At 24.1% G+C, this 21,001-nt stretch carries 16 protein-coding genes, 1 tRNA gene and 1 riboswitch; of the genes, 10 read left to right on the plus strand and 7 right to left on the minus strand.

Annotated features, from left to right (window positions below; genetic code table 4):
- Positions 1-28: 28 nt before the first annotated feature.
- The 3 genes from AACL11_RS08055 to AACL11_RS08065 form a co-directional block, all read right to left on the minus strand.
- Complete coding sequence (locus AACL11_RS08055; protein WP_338987329.1) at positions 29-4,378, minus strand: PolC-type DNA polymerase III; 4,350 nt, start codon at positions 4,376-4,378, stop codon at positions 29-31.
- 233 nt (positions 4,379-4,611) lie between these two features.
- Complete coding sequence (locus AACL11_RS08060; RefSeq protein WP_338987331.1) at positions 4,612-5,256, minus strand: hypothetical protein; 645 nt, start codon at positions 5,254-5,256, stop codon at positions 4,612-4,614.
- A gap of 195 nt (positions 5,257-5,451) precedes the next feature.
- On the minus strand, positions 5,452-5,922 hold the full coding sequence (locus AACL11_RS08065) for a hypothetical protein (protein ID WP_338987332.1): 471 nt from the start codon (positions 5,920-5,922) through the stop codon (positions 5,452-5,454).
- A 283-nt stretch (positions 5,923-6,205) separates the two neighbouring features.
- Between AACL11_RS08065 and AACL11_RS08070 the strand changes: the two genes are divergently transcribed.
- From AACL11_RS08070 to lon, 4 genes are all read left to right on the plus strand, one after another.
- Positions 6,206-6,281, plus strand: a tRNA-Arg gene (locus AACL11_RS08070).
- Positions 6,282-6,317: 36 nt separating this feature from the next.
- Positions 6,318-7,079 (plus strand): DUF3196 family protein, encoded by a 762-nt coding sequence (locus AACL11_RS08075; RefSeq protein WP_338987334.1) that lies wholly within the window; start codon positions 6,318-6,320, stop codon positions 7,077-7,079.
- A gap of 15 nt (positions 7,080-7,094) precedes the next feature.
- Positions 7,095-8,405, plus strand: coding sequence for a trigger factor (tig, locus tag AACL11_RS08080; RefSeq protein WP_338987335.1), 1,311 nt, complete (start codon positions 7,095-7,097; stop codon positions 8,403-8,405).
- A 260-nt stretch (positions 8,406-8,665) separates the two neighbouring features.
- Positions 8,666-11,050, plus strand: a complete 2,385-nt coding sequence (lon, locus tag AACL11_RS08085) for an endopeptidase La (RefSeq protein ID WP_338987336.1) — start codon at positions 8,666-8,668, stop codon at positions 11,048-11,050.
- A gap of 83 nt (positions 11,051-11,133) precedes the next feature.
- On the opposite strand, the gene AACL11_RS08090 is transcribed toward lon, so the two are convergent.
- Together AACL11_RS08090 and AACL11_RS08095 are read right to left on the minus strand one after the other, a co-directional pair.
- Entirely contained in the window at positions 11,134-11,637 is a 504-nt protein-coding gene (locus AACL11_RS08090; RefSeq protein WP_338987338.1) for a hypothetical protein, read from the minus strand.
- 190 nt (positions 11,638-11,827) lie between these two features.
- Positions 11,828-12,205 (minus strand): hypothetical protein, encoded by a 378-nt coding sequence (locus AACL11_RS08095; RefSeq protein WP_252319699.1) that lies wholly within the window; start codon positions 12,203-12,205, stop codon positions 11,828-11,830.
- A gap of 175 nt (positions 12,206-12,380) precedes the next feature.
- Here AACL11_RS08095 and AACL11_RS08100 point away from each other — a divergent pair, with 175 nt between their 5' ends.
- Positions 12,381-13,913: an ATP-binding cassette domain-containing protein gene (locus AACL11_RS08100; protein ID WP_338987339.1), complete on the plus strand. Its 1,533-nt coding sequence runs from the start codon at positions 12,381-12,383 to the stop codon at positions 13,911-13,913.
- A gap of 18 nt (positions 13,914-13,931) precedes the next feature.
- Positions 13,932-14,207 carry a hypothetical protein gene (locus AACL11_RS08105; protein WP_338987340.1) on the plus strand — a complete coding sequence of 92 codons (276 nt, stop codon included), beginning with the start codon at positions 13,932-13,934 and terminating at the stop codon, positions 14,205-14,207.
- A gap of 494 nt (positions 14,208-14,701) precedes the next feature.
- Here AACL11_RS08105 and AACL11_RS08110 read toward each other — a convergent pair whose 3' ends face one another.
- The gene (locus AACL11_RS08110; protein WP_338987341.1) at positions 14,702-16,039 is read right to left on the minus strand and encodes a hypothetical protein; all 1,338 of its coding nucleotides are present in this window, start codon (positions 16,037-16,039) and stop codon (positions 14,702-14,704) included.
- 203 nt (positions 16,040-16,242) lie between these two features.
- A riboswitch (TPP riboswitch) is annotated at positions 16,243-16,330 on the plus strand.
- A 61-nt stretch (positions 16,331-16,391) separates the two neighbouring features.
- On the opposite strand from AACL11_RS08110, the gene AACL11_RS08115 reads away from it, so the two are divergent.
- The 4 genes from AACL11_RS08115 to AACL11_RS08130 all read left to right on the plus strand — a co-directional run bounded on the left by AACL11_RS08115 (position 16,392) and on the right by AACL11_RS08130 (position 19,950).
- On the plus strand, positions 16,392-17,438 hold the full coding sequence (locus tag AACL11_RS08115) for an energy-coupled thiamine transporter ThiT (protein WP_252320883.1): 1,047 nt from the start codon (positions 16,392-16,394) through the stop codon (positions 17,436-17,438).
- Between the two features lie 72 nt (positions 17,439-17,510).
- A complete protein-coding gene (locus AACL11_RS08120; RefSeq protein ID WP_338957041.1) occupies positions 17,511-17,759 on the plus strand; it encodes a hypothetical protein in 249 nt (82 codons plus the stop codon).
- Positions 17,760-17,847: 88 nt separating this feature from the next.
- Positions 17,848-18,861, plus strand: coding sequence for an IS3 family transposase (locus tag AACL11_RS08125; protein WP_338986622.1), 1,014 nt, complete (start codon positions 17,848-17,850; stop codon positions 18,859-18,861).
- A gap of 279 nt (positions 18,862-19,140) precedes the next feature.
- Positions 19,141-19,950: an IS3 family transposase gene (locus tag AACL11_RS08130; protein ID WP_338988473.1), complete on the plus strand. Its 810-nt coding sequence runs from the start codon at positions 19,141-19,143 to the stop codon at positions 19,948-19,950.
- Here the strand turns inward: AACL11_RS08130 and AACL11_RS08135 are convergent.
- A complete protein-coding gene (locus AACL11_RS08135) occupies positions 19,906-20,919 on the minus strand; it encodes an amino acid permease (protein WP_338987342.1) in 1,014 nt (337 codons plus the stop codon). The genes AACL11_RS08130 and AACL11_RS08135 overlap by 45 nt on opposite strands.
- Positions 20,920-21,001 lie beyond the last annotated feature (82 nt).

The following is a 21,001-nucleotide window of genomic DNA, read 5'->3' on the forward strand; positions in this document are numbered from 1 at the left end:
ATCCCACATCTTTTCTTTTTTCTTTGTATTATAATTCTAACATTAATTGTGTATTTTCTTCTAAATGTTCTAATACTCCTAACTCATTTAATAGTTGATAATTAGTTTTAGTAATATTAGTTCGTAGTTGTAAATCATTTTTTGAAGTAATTGCTTGTTCACTCCTTGCTTTAACAATTGAATTAGCCACAATTTCACCCAATCCATCTAAAGTAACAAAAGGTGGTAGAATTTGTTTTTCACCATTTATTATTTTAACTTGAAAAAGTTTAGCATCAGAATGTTCTAAACTAATATTGCTAAATTTAATATTTCTAGCATTCATTTCTAATGCTACTTCTAATAATGGGATTAAATCTTTTTCTTTAGTAGTAACTGTATTTTTTTGACCATCATTTTTTCTTAATCTGTTATTAATATCTTTTAATTTATTAGTAATAGCACCAATGCCTTGTAACATAGTTTTAATATCAAAAATTTCACATCTTGTTGTAAAATAAGTAGCATAATATTCATGCGGATAATAAACTTTAAATCAAGCTACTCTTCATGCCATTAATACATAAGCAGTAGCGTGTGCTTTAGGAAACATATATTTAATTTTTTTGCAAGATTGAATGTATCAATTAGGAACTTTCTTTTCTTGCATTAACTTTTCATATTCTTGTTTAATGCCTTTTCCTTTACGGACATCTTCCATAATGTTAAAGGCAATTTTTGCTGGTAAGCCTTGATATACTAAATAAGTCATAATATCATCACGACAACCAATTACATCTTTTAGTTTTAAACCTTGTTGTGAAATTAATTCATCAGCATTATTTAATCAAACATCAGTACCATGTGATAAACCAGATATTTGTACTAATTCAGAAAATGAAGTAGGTAATGTATCACTTAACATTTTACGAACAAAACCAGTACCAAATTCAGGGATACCAATTGCTCCTGTTTTTTCGCCAAGTAAATCATCACTAGTAATATTTAAGGCACTTAAATTAGAAAATAATGATAAAACTTTTTCATCTTGATTAGGAATAGTTTTTGGATCAATACCAGTTAAATTTTCTAACATTTTTAATGCTGTTGGATCAACGTGACCTAGAATATCTAATTTTAATAAATTATCATGAATAGCATTAAAATCAAAGTGGGTAGTTTTTCATGTAGAACTAGTATCATCAGCTGGAAAATTAATTGGTGTAAAATCGTTAATATTATATTCTTTTGGTACAACAATAATACCGCCAGGATGTTGACCAGTTGTTCTTTTAATACCAACACATCCTTGACTTAGTAACTCTAGTTTTGCTGCACGCATATCTGATTGACCAATTTTTTCTGCATAAGCTTTAACATAACCATAAGCTGTTTTATTGGCAATTGTTGAAATTGTTCCAGCACGAAAAACATTTTCTTCACCAAACATTTCTTTAGTAAAATCATGAGCTTTATTTTGATATTCACCAGAAAAGTTTAAATCAATATCAGGTGTTTTATCACCATCAAATCCTAAGAATGTTTCAAAAGGAATATCATGACCATCAGTAATTAAATCAATATTGCATTGTGAACATATTTTTTTTGGTAAATCATAACCACACTTATAAGAACCATTACTAATAAATTCACTAGTTTTACATTGTGGGCATAAATAGTGTGGTTGTAGTGGGTTAACCTCAGTAATATTAGCAAAAGTAGCTACTAAAGATGAACCAACTGAGCCACGACTACCAACAAGATAACCATCTTGTAAAGATTTTTCTACTAATTTGTGTGCAATTCAATAAACAACAGCAAAACCATGAGTAATAATTGCATCTAATTCGCGAGTTAAACGTTTTTCTACATATGTTGGTAATGGATTACCGTAACGATTTCATGCTTGTTCATAACAAAGATTACGTAATTTAGTATCAACATTAACAATACTTGGTGTAAATAAGCCATCTTTAATTGGTTTAACCATTTCAAATTGTTTTGCTAATTGCAAAGGATTATTAATAACAATATCATTAATTAAATTAGGGTCATCTAAAAAGTTAAATTCTGTTAACATTTGATTAGTAGTTCTTAAATGTTGATCGGGATATGATGTAACTTTACCTTTACGATCAAATAATGGGTGTAACAAACCACCAATTGCTTTACTATTAATAATAACATCACGATACATTTTTTCATGGGGATGTAAATAGTGGGCATCGCTAGTAGCAATTACTAATTTATTTAATTTAAGAGCATTATTAATAATTTTTTTAATAGTATCATGTAATTGTTCTTTAGTAATATTTCCTAACTGTATTAAGTGTTTATAAACAGCAGGTGGTTGGATTTCAATAAAATCAAATCATTTCATTATTTTAATTAGTTCTTCTTCACTTTTATTTAATGCTGTTTCAAAAACAGCACCATTTATACAACTACTACCAATTAATAATTCTTTTCTATTTTCATTAATTGCTTCTGATATGATTTTTGGTGTTTTATAAAAATACTTTGTATGAGATAGTGAAACTAATTGATATAAATCTTTTAATCCTAATTGATTTTTTGCAAAAATAGTAATATGTTCACCACGAAGTTTAAAATTAATTTGTTCATTAATTAAGTTATTAATTTCTTGTAAATTAATACAATTAAATTCTATTTTTAATTGTTGTAACATTTTTAAAAATACTTGTGCTAATACATTAGCATCATAATCAGCACGGTGGGCAATTTCATCATCATATTTAATGCCATAAGTACGACAAATAGTACCTAATCGATAATATTTTAGTTGTGGTAGAATTGCTCTAGATAATTGCAAAGTATCAATGACAGGATTATTTAAAGGCATAAAACCCAATTGTTTCATTGCTGCTTGTAAAAAACCAAAGTCAAAGTTAGCATTATGAGCAACTATTGTTTTATTGCCAATTATTTCAATAATTGTTGGCAATATTTGTTGTAATGTTTGTTTATCTTTTAACATAACATTGGTAATACTAGTAAGTTCAGTAATATGTTCAGGTACGGGATTATTCGGTTTAATTAAAATTGTATCTTGTTTTAAAATCATATTGTCTTTAACAATTGTATAACCAAATTCAATAATTTCGTGGTAATTGGTTGATAAACCAGTTGTTTCTAAGTCAAGAACAATGTATTCTAAATCTAATAATGGTGTATTAATATTATTTTTAGTAATACTAATATTATTGGGGATTAAATCCATTTCAACACCATACATTACTTTTAAGTTTGGATGTTTTTTAGCGGCATTAGCAATATCTGGGTATGCTTGTACATTTAAGTGATCAGTAAAACCAATTGCTTGGTGTCCTCATTTAGCTACTTGATTAATATAATCACTTGCTGAAGTAATACCATCCATAGCACTCATTTTAGTATGAGTATGAAATTCAATTCTTTTAGTTTTAGCATCATCATTATTGTTAGTATTTTTATTATTTAAATCAATAATTAAATCATCAATTCATAGTACTTGTTCTTTACTATAATTATCATAACGACTATTAGCATTAATTTTTATTCAATCATCAACTTTAATATTATCAAATTTCTCATCTGGTTGATCGCTATTAATAAATGCTTTGCAAGTAATTGCATCACTATAATCAGTAATTCAAAATGAATAAAATCATTTTTGAGTTTTAGTTAAAAATTTATTAATTTTAAAAACTTTACCACTAATAATAATATTGGGTTCATCGCCAATGATATCTTTAATGCTATGAGTTGGGTCTGTTATTTCTAAATTAACTTTTGCTTTTTTGCGATAAGTAGTTGTATTAAAATTTTTACTTATATTGTTGTTAGGAATTTTAGTTTTTAAATTGTTAGTAATTTTGCTAATTTCTACTTTAGATTCATTTTCATAACTAATAAATGGTTGCTCTGCTTTATTTATTTTAGTTTTTAATTGAATTTTTTTAAAACCATATTGTTGAAAGTAGTTAATAAATTGTAAAAATTCATTAGTTATTAATTTTTCTTCAATACTATTATGAATAGTAATGGTAATAATATTATTTTTATAATTAATTGCTGAGTCGGGTAAAGAATAATAAATGCCAGCTAATAGTTGCAATTTATGAGTTTTAATATAATGAAAATATGTTAATACAGTTGATTCATCAGCAGTAAGGGAAACATTAAAATCGACACTAATATTCGAAACAGGTAATTTTTCAAAATGTTGTTCAAAACTTTTTAAAGTAGTAGTTGTTAGAAAATTAGGTAAGTTGATGGTAATTATTACTTGTTGATTATGATGAAAATATTGTACTTTTTTAATAGTAGCATGATTAAATTCATTATTAACATCATTAAAATCCATTTCATGGAAAAGTTTTTGCAAATCTTGATTCATATATTTTTCCCTCTCTTAATACTAAATAATTGACAATAATAACTATATTTTAATTAAAATATATTAAATCATTATTCTAATGTTTAATCAAATTTCATATTTTAATTATAACTTAATTAAAATTCTTATTCTTATTCTTATATAAAAAAAGTATGAAATTTTAGTTATAAAAAATAAAAACAAAATAATTTAATTGCAATAAAAAGTAATGCCTAATATTTAGGCATTACTTTTTATCATGAAGGTATTATTGGATTATTTGTTTTAGGTAATGATTCGGTTTCAAAAATAGCATTTATATTATTCACATTAAAATTTGAATTTAATTGTTGATTTCTTGTTTGTATAGATGGTTTATTAAAAGCTTTTTTTTGTTCTTTTGTAAAAACTTGTATTTGTTCTTTGGTAAATGCTGCCTTTTGATTAGAAGTAAATCATTTTAATTGTTTTGGAGTTAATGATTCAATTTGAAATTTAAATTCATAAAAATCATATTCTATTGTTAATTGATTATTAATTGTTTTTAATGCTTTTCTTATTCCTTTTTCTAGTAGCGAAAACTTATTATAACTGAAATTTTTTATTTGTTCTGTTGTAAGTGCTTTCATTTGTTTTTTTGAAAAAGCATAAAGCAGTAAATTATTTTTTGTAAATAAGGGAATTAAGTTGGTGTTAATTGTTGAAACTTGATATGGACTTAATAGTTGCAATAATTGTCTTCAAATTGGTAACCCATTATTATCATTTGCTTTAATGATACTTAAAATAAATTTATCAATTTCTTGTTTATTGACAGTGTTTATAAATGATTGTATTTGTGTTTTAGTAAGCTCTTTAAGTTCTGCTTTGCTAAATAATATTTGATTTTTTGTAGGCATATCTTTTAATCTTTGTCCTTTTCATTTAAATTTAATTTAATAAAAATCCTAATATAGAAATTATTTCTATATTAGGTATGAACATTTATTAAATTATAAAGTAATTATAATATAAATTAATTATTTTTGTTATATTATACATTTTATGAATTATAATTTAATATTTTTTAAATGAATATGTAATTTGTTTTCTTTTTAGACAGAAGTTACTGTTAAACTTCTGGTTCTCATAACTGGTTCTTTTGATGAATTTGCTAGTTCATTAGATACTTTAATGTAATCAGGAGTAATATTTGCTTTTGATACTCTTTTTGTAGAAACAAAACCACTTAATCTTAAAAATTCGTTAAATCGTGATTCTTTAATGTCATTAGGATTAACATTTTCTTTTGATACTCTTACTGTGGGGATAGTAGGATTTGTTCTTAAAAATTTGTTAATTCTTGATTCTTTTCTTCCAAAATTTGTAGTAGTAGCCATTCCACTAGCTATTAAAGTTGTACCAACAGCAATTCCACCAATAGCAGCTGGTAATAATAAAGCACCACCAGTTATAGGTGCTGCAGCAATACAAGCTGCTGTTATTCCTGCAGTTGTTGTTAATGTTCCTGTAGTTATTGTGACACCAGCAATTACTTTTCTTTTTGTACTTATTTCACTAGACATAATATTTTTTTTCCTTTTCTTTTTCAATATTTAATTTAATAAAAATCCTAATATAGAAATAATTTCTATATTAGGAATGAACAATTATTAAATTACAAAAATTATTATAATATAAAAAAATGAAAATATTTTATTTTTTTAAAAAAAATTATTGCTTAAAAGTACATAATGAAATATCAAAATAATATTAAATATAATAATATTATTTTTTTATTGAAAAGTAACCAATTAATAATTGCATTTTTTAATCAAACAAGTTAAGATTACTTATGGTAAATGTTATGCCCACGTAGCTCAGTGGATAGAGCACCGCCCTTCTAAGGCGGGGGTCAGAAGTTCGAATCTTCTCGTGGGCGCCATTAAATTTTAAAATACTAAGAAGGTTTAACTAAATAATGATAAATCATGACAATTATTATCAAGACATTATTGGTAAAATTAACCACCTCATTAGTGAAAATAAATGAGATCAAGCAATGAAGTTGGTCAAACATGAATTAGAGATGCCTTATATTCCTATTCATCATGAAATTACATTACAAGAGTTACATCATAATATTACTACTCATATTAGATTAAATAGTAAAAATGAAAGTCATGAGTGAAATTTAGAGAGAATAAGTCGTGTATTAATGAATCCATTTGATGAAGATCTTCATCCGGTGGCATTTTATTATTTACAAAGTCATAATGCTAGGTTAATTTTGCCAACAATTAAGATTTATCTTACAAATAAAAATATAAATAATATAAATAAAACACAACTATTATTTATATTAAATAATCAAGGTATTGATGAAGAAATAGAAGTAATAAAAGGTCATGATACATTTAAAATTAATCCAAAAAAAATAACACAATGACAGGAATCACTCGTTTATTTAAAAATTACAAAAATATTTGAAGATGAAGTTCATATTGATAATCCAGGTATTTATGGTATTTGCTTGTTTTTATTGGATAGTTATTTTGAGAATTTGTTTCCAACATTACCTAATAAAAATCAAGCAGCAGCATTAGCAGCTGCTTTGTATATTCGTGCTTGTAGTTTACAGTTTATTAGTGTAAAATTGGTAGAAAGTGCTAAAAAATTTAAAACTACTACTACTTTAATAAAAAAATACTTAAGTATTATGATTCAACAACAAATTACATAAGGAGAGATTTGAAAAATGACATTAAATATTATAAAAGATGAAAAAAATGGTCTTGGAAAATGACATGTTACCATTGATACTAAAACTTGAAAAGATCAATTGGCAAAAGCTGAAAATAAATTGATTGCACAAGTAGAAATTCCTGGATTTCGTAAAGGAAAAGTTCCTACTAAAATGGCTAAAAAACATGTAACTGAAGAACAAACTTTACAAACAGCAACTAAAGCAGTTATTACTATTGCTTATGATTTTGCCTTAAAACAAAAACCTAACTTAATGCCTACTAATCAACCCGAAGTTAATGTGGAAAAATCTACTATTAAAGAGTGTGAAATAATGTTTGTATTTGATTTACCAGCAGAAATTACTATTGGTAAATATCGTGGTATTGATATAGTAAAACCTGTAGCAACTGTTAATCAAGAAGAAATTGATACTCAAATTAAACTATTACAAGATCGTTTTGCTATTTTTAATCCAAAAGAAAAAGGAAAATTAGAAAAAGATGATACTGCAGTTTTTAATTTCACTGGTTTTTTAGACGGTAAAAAATTCCCTGGCGGTGAAGCTAAAAACATGGAATTAGAAATTGGTTCTGGTAAATTTATTCCTGGTTTTGAAGAAGGAATGATCGGTATGGAACCTAAATCTAAAAAAACTATTGAAGTAACTTTCCCAGAAGATTATCATGTTCCAAATTTAAAAGGTCAATTAGTACAATTTGAAATTGAATTAAACGAAATAAAAACAAAAGTTATTAATGAAGATTTAGAAGAATTAGTAAAAGATGTTAACATTCCAGATGTTACTACTACTGAACAATTATTAGAAAATATTAAAAAACAAATTGAAGTACAAAAAACAATGACAATTAAGGAACAATTTATGGAAGAACTTATTGCTAAAATTGTTAAAGATTCAAAAATAATAATTCCAAGTTTTGCTGTTAAAAATGAAACTGAACGTTTAGAAAATGAATTTAAAAAACAATTAGCTAATCAAAACTTTACAATTGAAAACTATATGGCAGCAACTGGTTTATCTCATGAAGAAATTATTAATGAAATAAAAAAGGATGCAATTATGCAACTTCAGAATTTTTTAGTTATTGAAGAAATTATTAAACAAGAAAAAATAGAAATTACCGAAGAAGAAGTTCAAAAACAATTAACAACATTTGCCGACCAATTTAAAATAAGCATTGAAGAAGTTAAAGCAAATATTAAAGATTTAAGTTTAGTTACTACTACCCTAAAACGTAATAAAGCCTTTGATTTATTATGAGAAAGTAACGGTAAAAACCAAAAGCAAACAACAAGTGCTTAATTTAATTTGATAATTATTATATAACCTAATTACCAATTTAATAATTAGGTTATTTTATCGTTTATTTTTTTCAAAAAGTAAAAATTATCAAAAAAAAAATAAATGTAATAAAATACTACTAGTATAAATTAAATATGAATTAATAAGTGCTGCTGTAATAGTATAGTATAAATCAAAAATTAGATATTTTAGCAATTAACTATTGCAAGTGCTAATGTTTTATATTATAATCCAGTTAATACATTATTTGAGGTGAGACAATGAAGATAAAAAATATTACTAATATTCCACTACTAGTAACAAGAGGAAGTTTTGTTTTCCCAACAGTTGAAATAGAACTAGAAGTTGGCAGACATAAATCAGTAGCGGCAATTAATGAATCGGTAGCTAAGTTTAATTCAGAAATTATTTTAGTTTCGCAAAAGGATCCGAAAGTAGATAATCCGCAATTAAGTGAAGTCTACAATCATGGTACTTTGTGTAAAGTGCAAATTCAAAAAAGTCATAATGATGGTACACTTACCGTATCTTTTTATGGACAACAAAGAGTTAAAGTTTCTAAGTTTTATGATGATAAATTTTATACAGGAGATGCTGAAACTTTAGTTAGTCCTAATGTTTCAAAATCATTAGAAGAAGAGTTGATTCAAAGAATTGTAAATAATTTACAACAGATTTTAGATGTTCATGGTTCAATTCCACAAGGTGTAATTAGTCAAATCACCGATGGAATGAAAGCTAGTGAAATTATTGATAAAATGGCTCAATTTTTACCATTTTTAACTATTAATAAACGCCAAGAAATTTTACAAGAAACTGATATTAATAAACGTTTAGATTTATTATTGAAAGATGTTGGTGGTCAAAAACAAGTTGGTGCCATTGAAAAGGATTTAACAGCTAAAATTAAAGATCGTATTGATGAACAACAACGTGAATATTATTTACGAGAAAGATTGCGTGCTATTAAAGAAGAATTAGGCGAAATTGATGGTAAGTCTAATGAAATGAAACGTTATTTAGAACGCTTAGAAACAGAAGAGTTTCCTGAAGCAATCAAAACGCGTGTTAAAGAAGAAATTAGTCGTTATGAAGATATGCCGCAAGCTTCAAGTGAATCAAATATAATTCGTACATACATTGATTGAATGATGACTTTACCTTGATTTCAAAAAAGTGAAGAAAAATTTGATTTAATTAATGCAAAAAAAATTCTTGATAAATATCACTATGGTTTAGAAAAAGTTAAAGAAAGAATTATTGAATATCTTGCTGTTAAAAAAATGGCTAAGGCAATGCCAGGACAAATTATTTGTTTAGTTGGCCCTCCTGGTGTTGGTAAGACTTCTTTAGCTAAATCAATTGCTGAAGCGATGGGGCGTACTTTCGTTAAAGTTTCACTTGGTGGAGTTAAAGATGAATCTGAAATTCGTGGTCATCGTAAAACTTATATTGGTGCGATGCCAGGAAGAATTATCCAAGGTATGAAACGTGCTAAAGTTATTAATCCATTATTTTTATTAGATGAAATTGATAAAATGTCATCTGATTATCGTGGTGATCCAGCTAGTGCTATGTTAGAAGTATTAGATCCTGAACAAAATGCTAATTTTTCAGATCATTATATTGAAGAAAATTATGATTTATCACAAGTTATGTTTCTAGCAACAGCTAATTATATGGAAGGTATCCCTGAACCATTAAAAGATCGAATGGAAATTATTGGACTTTCTTCATATACAGAATTAGAAAAACTTGAAATTGCAAAAAAATATTTAATTCCTCGTGTTATTGAAATTACTGGTTTAAATAATAAAATGTTAAAATTTAAACCAAATTCAATTGAAGAAATAATTAAATATTATACAAGAGAATCAGGTGTTCGACAGTTAGAAAGATTATTAAATAAAATTGCTCGTAAATTTATTGTTAAACTTTTAAATAAAAAAATTAGTACTGAAGAAATTGTTGCTGATAATGTTAAAGATTATTTAGGAAAACAAATTTTCGATTATACTAAAAAAGAAAATGAATCACAAATTGGAGTGGTAACTGGTCTTGCTTATACTCAATATGGTGGTGATATCTTACCAATTGAAGTAAACTACTTTAAAGGAAAAGGTAATTTGGTATTAACTGGTAAATTAGGTGAGGTCATGAAAGAATCTGCTACTATTGCTTTAGATTATATTAAAGCAAATGCTATTACTTTCAATATTCCTGATACTTTCTTTGCAGAACATGATATTCATATCCATGTTCCTGAAGGAGCAGTGCCAAAGGATGGTCCAAGTGCTGGTATTACTTTAACAACTGCAATTATTTCTGCTCTGACAAGTAGACCTGTATCAAAAGATATTGGTATGACAGGTGAAATTACACTTCGTGGTCATGTATTACCAATTGGTGGATTAAAAGAAAAATCAATTTCTGCTCATCGTAGTGGACTAAAAACAATTTTAATTCCAAAAGCTAATATAAAAGACTTAGAAGATATTCCAGAAGAAGTAAAGAAAAAATTAAATATTGTTTCAGTTGAATTTTATTCTGAAGTATATGATTTTATTTTTAATAAACATAAAGCAAAAATTCACTCACCTATTAATAATATTAAACCAACTTCAAGTATTATTGATGAAGGTTAAAATCTAATTAAATTATTAATAACTATAACTTTAAAAAAAGTAAATACTAAAAACAAGTATTTACTTTTTTTATATAATTTTTTTTATATTTGTGATAAATTTGATTTACTTTTATTTGTTACAGAAAAATTAATTTCTGAATTTACATTATTAATTATATTTTTTTTGTTAATTCGTAATATTAGTTCATTTATTTTTACTAAATTTTGTTCTTTAATTTCTTTGATTTTTGTTAAAATAGTTATTTTTGTTTCTATTTTTTTATTTCAATTAAATAATCCAATAGTAAGTACTTTTATTATTTTATTTATTTTTTTATTTATTTTTTTATTATTTAATTTTTTTGATAGGTTATTTATTGAATTTATAAAATTATTTTCTAATTTTTTTAAAGATTCTAAAGTTTTTATTTTTTTATTTAAAAATTGATGATGATTTTGAGTATTTTTTTTATTATTTTGTCAAAAGTCAAAAATATCATTGTAATCTTTACTATAAGTTTCAATTGGAAAATGTAAATAAAGATTAATAATATGATAATTATCTGCTATAAAGTTAACTTCTCTTTCTAAATCATTAATATCCATTTTTTAATGTCTCCTCTTTTAAAAAATAAAAAATCTTTTACTTTTAAAATAAAGTAAAGGGTTAAAACTTTGATTAAGTTTGTTTTTATATTATATATTATTTTAATTTTATAATTCAAAAATTAAATTATAAATAATAAAAGTGTTGTTATTAATAATTATTTAAATTTTTATATAAAAATATTTAAAATTAGAAAATTGTGCATGGTGGACAACATTTTTTACCATATTGCATATTAATTAATTCTTCTGAATTTATACTATTTATATCATCATTAGTTATTAGAAAAGTACTATCTTTTAAATATTGATCTTCATTATTTAACTGTTGGATGTTAAAATTAAATTCTAGATTTCCATTTTCAATTTCATCTAAATCTTCTTCATAATCTACTAATAATTTTTGTTTTAAGTTAATAATTTTTTCATTGATTAAAGCAATTTCTTTTAATACCTTTTCTTTATTATTAAGACTAAAATTTTTGTTAAATGGATTCAAACTTTTTTCTAATTCTTTTTTCTCTTTTTTTAATTTTTTTATTTCTTTTTTTTGTGCATTTTTTTTCATAATTTTCTCCTTTTTTAAAAATAAAAACTCATTTACTTTTTATGAAAATAATGAGTAAAAACCTAATGAAGTTTACATTATATTATATAATATTTTAATTTTTATATCTTAAAAAACAAGTAATATTTATGTAGTAATTATGATAAAATTATAAAGTTATAGGAAGGAAGTAATTATGATTAAAGATAAAAAAAATAATGTTGAAATCATTAATGTCAGTAAAAACTATGATAGTAATGAAGTCATTAAAAATGTTAGTCTGAATATTGCTATTGGTGCCAAAATTGGTATTGTTGGCCCCAATGGTACTGGAAAAACAACATTATGTGAAATGATTTCCCAACTTCGTAAACCAACAACGGGTACTATTAATATTAAATCTGATTTAAAAATAGGCATGCAATTACAAGAAACTAAATTTCCTCGTGGTTTAACTGGTTGAGATATGGCCCAATATTATATGAGAGCTTATCGTTTAAATAAGTCTGTTGAAGACATTCAAAAGTTATTGTACTATTTGGACGCCGAAGCATTTATTAATAAACCTATTATTACTTTATCGGGTGGTCAACAACAAAAAATAAATATTTTATTAGCATTAATTGTTGAACCGGATTTATTAATTTTAGATGAATTAGCTACGGGATTAGATTTAGAGGTACGTGAGCGAATTTATGAATTACTAGAAAAAGAAGTTTTTATTAAACCTAATCTTTCAGTATTAATTGTTTCACATAATATGCAAGAAATTGAACGTTTTTGTCAACAAATTATCTTCATGTTTGAAGGTTCAATTATTAGTATAAATGATGTTAAAACTGTTGTTAAAGAATATGGAAGTATTGAAGAATATGTTAAAACTAAATTTAAAGAATATAAAATAGGTATGTATGATAGCGAAGCGTTATTAAAAAGATTAGGAGGGGAAAATAATGAAAAATGAGCTAAGTCTTGAAAAAAAACCTTAAAAAACAAAAATAACGATTGATCTCTTCTTAATTTATTTTGAAGTTATTTAAAACGTAATCGTTCAATTATTATTTTTTCAGTTTTTGTTTCACCATTGATTTTTATTGGTGCATCAATTGGTGGAAATAATCAAATATTATCATCACCTGCTGGTAAAAACATTGGACGATTTATTTTGATGATTATTTGATTGACACAAACTGCTTCCTTTTCAATTCAAACTTTTTTAGCTATTTTATTAGATTTAAAACAAAGCGTAGTTTATCGACGCATTGGTTTAACAAGAATTAGCAAAACCAAGTTTATTATTATAACATCAATATTTAATTTAGCTTTAGTTTTAATTTCTGATATTATTATTTTTATTGGTGTTATGATTATTGGTTATGTTGTTCCTTTATCTGGAATGATTAGTTCCATTTTTAATTGACAATTATTAATTATTATTTTATTTACATTATTTTTTTCTATTACTATTACTAGTATTGCTTTGCTAATGTCAGTTATTATTAAAAGTCGTACTGGACAAGCAATTGTTAGTTTATTTACTAGTTTATTAATTGTTGCACCATTAATTATTTTAACTTACTTTTTAGCTAGTCTTATTGATGAAGGATTAGTTTCAAGTATTGGTGTTGGTGCTGTTGTTGGTATTTTAGTAGGTATATTTATTGCTTTAAATCTTATTAGTTGTGGCATTTATTATTTAACTTGAAAACTATTTAAATGATTTGATTAATTTTTATAAAAGTATGTAATGAATTATAAAATAACAAAGGAGTGAAAATATACAATGCCTAAAAATATAAGAAATTATGTTATTGATGAACAACCAATTAATTATTTTGATAAAGTTAAAGCATGATTAGATAATCAAAATAAATTTGAAAATTTAGAACTATTGTCAGAAGTTGCATCTCAACAAAACTATTTAAAACAAAGTGATAAGTTAAATACTAAAGTAATAAATCAATTAGAAAATAAATATTTGGCAAATGTTTCAAATTTAAATCAAAAATTGAAAATGTTTTAATATAATAACTTACTTATTTTTATTAATTTATAATCTAATTATTTTTTATAAATAATTAGATTTTTTATATATTAACAATATTTTGAAACAATAGGTTTATTAAAAATACTCCTTTAAAAATAAATTTAAAGGAGTATGAATATTTAAAAAAATAAATTATGAGTATAATCGAAAACCGTTTCCTAAAATTGTTTTAATTTGTCCTCCACTTTCAGATCCTCATGTTTCACCATAATGAGCAATGATGATTTGAAAAAATCATTTTCCATTTTCTTCATAAAAAGTTAACCCTAATTTAATAGTTATTAATAAACTGGCAAGTAGGAAATTTTCTTTATTATTACATATGATAATATTACAAAAATTTGCTGGGTTAATAGGTCCATTTTTTGTTACTTTTGCATTTATTAAATATTTTTGAAAATTTAGATTTTTAACAACTTGATTAATGTTAATAGTTGGATATCCTGTATCACCTCAACTATAAGATGAATCTACATAATCTTCTGTACCATTTCATTAAAAAAAGTAATATATCGATAATCAATTGGTAAACCATATTCTGTATTTCATTCAAATGTATGGATAAATGAATTATTTCTAGTTTGTTTTCAATAACTTATATCAGTTAGTTTTCCGTTATTAAAATGAAATTCTGTTGTTTTTCATCATATTTTTGTCATTTTTTTAAATTCTGTTTGTTCTACTGGACATTTATAAATGCCATTAATAGTTAAAACATAAATATTTTTATTACTATCAAAAGTAATATTACTAACATCATATGTATCATTATCAATTACTTTCATTTCAATAAAATTTGATTGTAAAAAATCAAATTTATAAACTTTATTTATTACAGAGTTATTATTAGTTATTATATAAATATTTTTATTATTTATTATTATTTTTTTGATTATTCCATCTATTGATGAATTATTTATTTTCTTAAAGTCTTTTTGTTTTACTGAATACTTATAAATATTATTATTATCTGCAATATAGATAGTTCCATTTTCATCTGTTACTAAAATAGCATTAACAGGTAGTCCTCAATGTTCACTTATTATTATAAATTCTGTTTGTTCTGCTGGACATTTATAAATACTATTATTTGCAATTATATAAATGTGTCCGTCTTTACCAGTTGTTAAAAGAGAAATTTGTAGTGTTTCTTTATTTGTATCTATATTTAATTGTTTAAATTCGTCGTCATTTTCTAAACACTTATAAATACTATTCGCAAAAGGAACATGAAGAGTATTATTAGCAGTGATATAAATATTTCCATATTTATCAATACTTATGTGACTCAGAAAATTAATATTAGTTGGTAATGTCATTTTTTTAAATTCTCATTCTCCCGCTAAACATTTATAAATATTATTATTAGCTATTATAAAAACATTTCCGTCTCTCTCATTAATTTTTAAAAATCTAATATTTTCTAATTCTTTAGGTATTATCATTTGTTGAAAATATGTTTGAGTTGCAAGACATTTATAAATATTATTATTAGTTGCGACATAAGTATTTTTATCTTTATCAGTTTTTATAAATTTACCATTAGCAAATTCTTTAGGTACTATCATTTGTTTGAACTCTGTTTGTTCTGCTAAACATTTATAAACAGTATTATTAGCAAGTGCATAAATATTTCTATTTCTATCAGTTGTTAAAGACTTAATTTCATTTATTTTTCAATTATTATTTTCATTTTTAATACTTGTTTTAATTTTATTATTTGTGTTATTGATAAATAAGGTATTTAAACTGTTTGTACTTTCTGTTGCTAAAATTGTTGTTGCAATTAGTGTTGACATCTTTTTCATATTTTAAAAACTCCTTTTTATTTTTTCCCAATAACTTCTTATTTTTAAGAAGTGAATATATTTTATTTTTTTTCAAATAAATTTCAAATAAAAATAGAGCAAATTTTAATTTAAACTAAAAATCATAAAAAAAATATATTTTATATTTAAAAAAATATTTTGAATGTTATAATAGTAGTAAATATGGATTAATTTGCATATATTATATAAAGCAGGGGTGGCATTGCCTGAGAAATACCCTATAACCTGATCTAGTTAGTACTAGCGGAGGGAGACTTTATTTTTTATATTTTAAAAAATGATAACTCCTTTTTTGTTATGTAAGATAAATTAAAGGAGTTATCATTTTATTATGTTTAAAGAACAACTATTAACAACTATCAATTATAATAAAGTTAAAAGCAAACTGGAGGTAGGAATGTTAATTAAAGCATCAGCCATTTTTAGTTTAATTACTCTTCTAACATTAACAGTTATTATTAGTATTTTACCTGCTAGTAGTATTAATCACTTTTTTAAAGTTACTACTATTACTGGTTGACAATTTTATAGCAGTAAAATTTATTTAATATTAATTCTTTGTTTATTATTAATTTCATCAATTTTATTATCTGTTATTACATGAACAGTTAAAATAGAAGATATTCATAAAAATATTGTTATTGTTACATTACTATCAATTTTTAGTATCAATCCCATTGCATTAATTTTTAATTTAATTAAACATTATCAATGACAAAAAGAAGAAACTTTTTCCATTTTAAAAACAAGATGATGAACTAATTTTAAATTTGCATTTGGTATTAAACGATGATTAGTTATTGATTATACAATTATTGGTTTATTTACTGGTGTAACTATTGCTTGTGCTTTTATTGAACAAAATTTATTACCAAAAATGCCATACGGCGGCGGTATTGCTATTAAATATATACCTTTAATGGTTATTAGTTATATTATTGGCTTTGCAGGTGGATGATTAACGGGTATGATTAGTGCTTTAATGTCATTATTATTTATTAGTGGTGGTTATGTTATTAGTGCTTGAAGTTATTTATTAGATTATTTTTTGCCAATGACAACACCCGCTATTATTTCATTATTACGTTTTAATTTAAAAGCTGATAAATCAATTTTTACTTATATTAATTATTTTTTACATTGTTTTTTAGTTTGTTTAATTATTTATTTTTGACAAACAATAGCAGGATATTTTATTTGATCACAAATTACTAATGCTGATGGAAGTAAAAATATTTGATCAGGATTTAATCCTCTTTTTTACTCATTAGTTTACAATTTTATTCATATTTTTTTGTTTACTTATCCAATTATGCAATTAACAATACCTTTTATTTATCGTGGTTTAGTTAGTCACTATGTAGAAAGATATCGTTAGAATAGTAATTCCAATTACTATTTCTTTTTTTAAATAGCGTTATAATATTAATTGATAGAAAAGGTGATTATAATGAAAAATGATGAAATAATCAAAGAAGATATTATTATTATGGATGGTAATATTAAATTAATGAATAAAGCATTAAATGAGAAAAAGGTTGTATTAGCAGCAATTGAATTAGGAAAACATGCTCAACATACAATTGATATTGGTTGATCTGAACATTTTCAAGCATATGCTAAATTAAAAAGTACAACTACTACTGGTACTTGTTTTTGTAAAAAACCAGCAACTCATTTAGTTTATTTTTGACGATAATAAGATATGGATGGGGCCACTTAGCCCTTTTTACTAGACCATTAATTTAAAAAATCTGAATGTATTCTAAAAACAATTGTGTTATATAATGAACACTAATTTTGACCTGAAAGGATTTTTATTAATGGATAAAATTAAACAAATAGCATTAATAATTAACAAATTAAATATCAAAGAAAAAATTAAAATTATCGATGATTGCAAAAATCAATATTCAATTAGAAACTTATGTCAATATCTTCAATTAAACAGATCAACATATTACTTTTTAAAAAATAAACAAAAACTTATTAAAAAAGAAAAAAATCATATTATTAATTGCAATCATAAATATCAAGAATTATGCCAACTTTTAATCGAATTTCATTCTACAAGAAAAGGTAGAATTTATGGATATTTAAGAATTTTTTCAGCTTTTAAAGAGTGATTAAAACAAGAGAAAAATATCATTTTAAATATAGAATTATCAACAAAACAAATGCGAAAAATTATGAAAAAACACAATATTCAAGGATTAAAACAAACTAAAAATAACTATCCTAAAAACAAAAAAAATCCAAATAAGTGAATACCTACAATGGATAAAGTAAACAAAGATTACAAAAGTACAACCGCTTCAAATCAAATTTGATCAATGGATACTAAACAAATAAACACCAAAGAAGGTTGACTATATCTTTTTGTAATTATTGATTTTTATTCAAATAATGTTGTTAGTTATAATACATTTTCAAATAAATCATATCAAGATTTAATTCTTCCTGCACTTGAAAAAATAAACAACCAATTTTCTTGAAATCAAATAAAAAACGTTATTTTACATTCAGATAACGCCAACGAATTTTATTGTCAAGAAATTACAAAATGAGCAAAAAACAAACAAATAATTTTAAGCAAAAAACAACCATATGATATTGGCGGTAATGTCATATCTGAAAATTGATTTTCACATTTATCTCAAGAATGATTGCCTAAAGACTCAAATCAATATTTAACAATCAATGAAGCTATTAATGATGTAAATCAATATGTTATGTTTTATAATTATGAAAGAATACATTCTAAATTTTTAAAACCACCAATATTACAAATAAAAATTTAGAAATATCTATCAAAATATGGTCCAGTAATTAGGGCTAACCACCTCTTGCCTTGCTAAAGAATATAATGTTACAAGAGCAGCTACTTACAATTGAATTAAGCAATTTAGTAATTCAGGAAGTTTTAAAACTAAAGATAATCGTTCTTTTGAAGAAAATGAATTAATTAAATTAAGAAAAGAATTAAAGCAATTACGAATGGAAAATGATATTTTAAAGCAAGCAGCACTAATAATAGGCAGAAAATAGAAATTATTGTCAAAAATAAAGCTAAATATAAAATTCGCACAATGTGTCGTTTTTTAAAAATATCTAAATCAACATATTATTTTAATTTAAAGAAAAAAGAAAATAAAATCAAAAATAATATTTATGATGAAGCTGTTATTAGTGCTTTTAAAGAAAATAAAGAAGTTTATGGTACTAGAAGATTAAAAAAAATTCTAGAAAACCAAGAAATTTATTTATCGCGCAGAAAAATTAAAAAAATTATGAATGAACATAATTTAATATCAAAATATACTAAATTATCATTCAAAAATCATAATAACAAAGTTAACGATAGTCAAATAACTAATCTTGTTAATAGAAAATTTAAGAATAGGATTAAAAATGAAGTTATTGTTAGTGATTTAACTTATGTACAAGTTAATGGTAGGTGAAACTATATTTGCCTATTAATAGACCTATTTAACCGCGAAATTATCGGACATAGTGTTGGAGTTAAAAAAGATGCATCATTAGTACATCAAGCATTTATGCAATCAAATCGCTGTTTAAAAGATATTCAAATATTTCATAGTGATCGCGGTAATGAATTTAACAATAAAATTATTGATAAACTTTTACTAGCATTCAACATTAACCGTTCTTTAAGTAAAAAAGGTTGTCCTTATGATAATGCTGTTGCTGAAGCAACTTTTAAAACTTTTAAAACCGAATTTATTAATGATAAAAATTTTACATCATTAATCCAATTAAAATTAGAATTATTTGATTACATCAATTGATATAACAATATAAGAATTCACAGCACTTTAAACTACTTAACTCCAGTTAAATATCAACAACAAATGTCTACCAAAAAATAGTCCTAAAAAGTGTTGCCATTCCATTGTTATATTAGTTGTAAATCCCAACATTTGGTTGTAATTAAAACTAATTCCAATTAAATCCGGAATTATTAGCATAATAATACAAATTATAATTGTAATTATAAAATTAATAGTATTACCATACATTGCAATATTTTCTTTATTTAATTTGGCTATTTTTTCACTAATGTATCCTTCTTTCGCTAATGGTTGTAGCATAGCTCCAGAATATAGCGCTACTTGTATTACACCATTCAATTTAATTGATAAAGTACAAATAACTAGTAAAATGATACCTGTTGTACCAGCAATCCCAGCAATAACATTATTTGGATTATAATTATTATCACCATTTGCTCATCCGTTATTACCATTAGGTCCTTGTGAACTGATGGCACCAATAATTAAAATTGTAATAATTAAATAAAAAAAAGTTGTCAAAAATAAGACAATAATTGTTCCCCTACCTAAATTTTTATTAGGATTTTTAACATTTTTTCCAATAACAGTAAAGGTCTCAAAACCAAGGAAAAAGTAGAAAAAATTGCTAAAAGCATTATTAAAAATATTAATTGTAAAATGAAGATGTTTAGTACCAACAAATGCTTGTTGATAAACTATAGTGCCATTTTTGATTACCAGAATAATGGCACAAATAATCAAAAAACAAGTTGACAGTCATTTAATGATTCCTGAAATATTAACAAATCAACGAAAACCTCTTAATCCAAAATAGATACAACTTGTAACCAAACAATAAACTATAATTCCTAAACTATCAATAAATAAATTAGATCATCTATCAGGTAATCATGAAAAAAATGATAATTGGTTTAAGTTAATTCTAAACATTGAAATAATACCACCAATAACAGTAGATGGTAAAATGATATATTGCATAAAGCCGATTATTCATCCTCAAAAACGACCAAAAGTTGCCCTAACATAAATATATGCTCCAACCATTATTACCAGCATAAACTTTACTACATTTTAAAAAAGCACATGCACTAATACTAGCCATTATAGCACCTAAAATCATAATTCA

Source organism: Spiroplasma endosymbiont of Dasysyrphus albostriatus (genome assembly GCF_964019495.1).
In the GTDB taxonomy this organism is placed as follows: Bacteria; Bacillota_I; Bacilli_A; order Mycoplasmatales; family VBWQ01; genus Spiroplasma_E.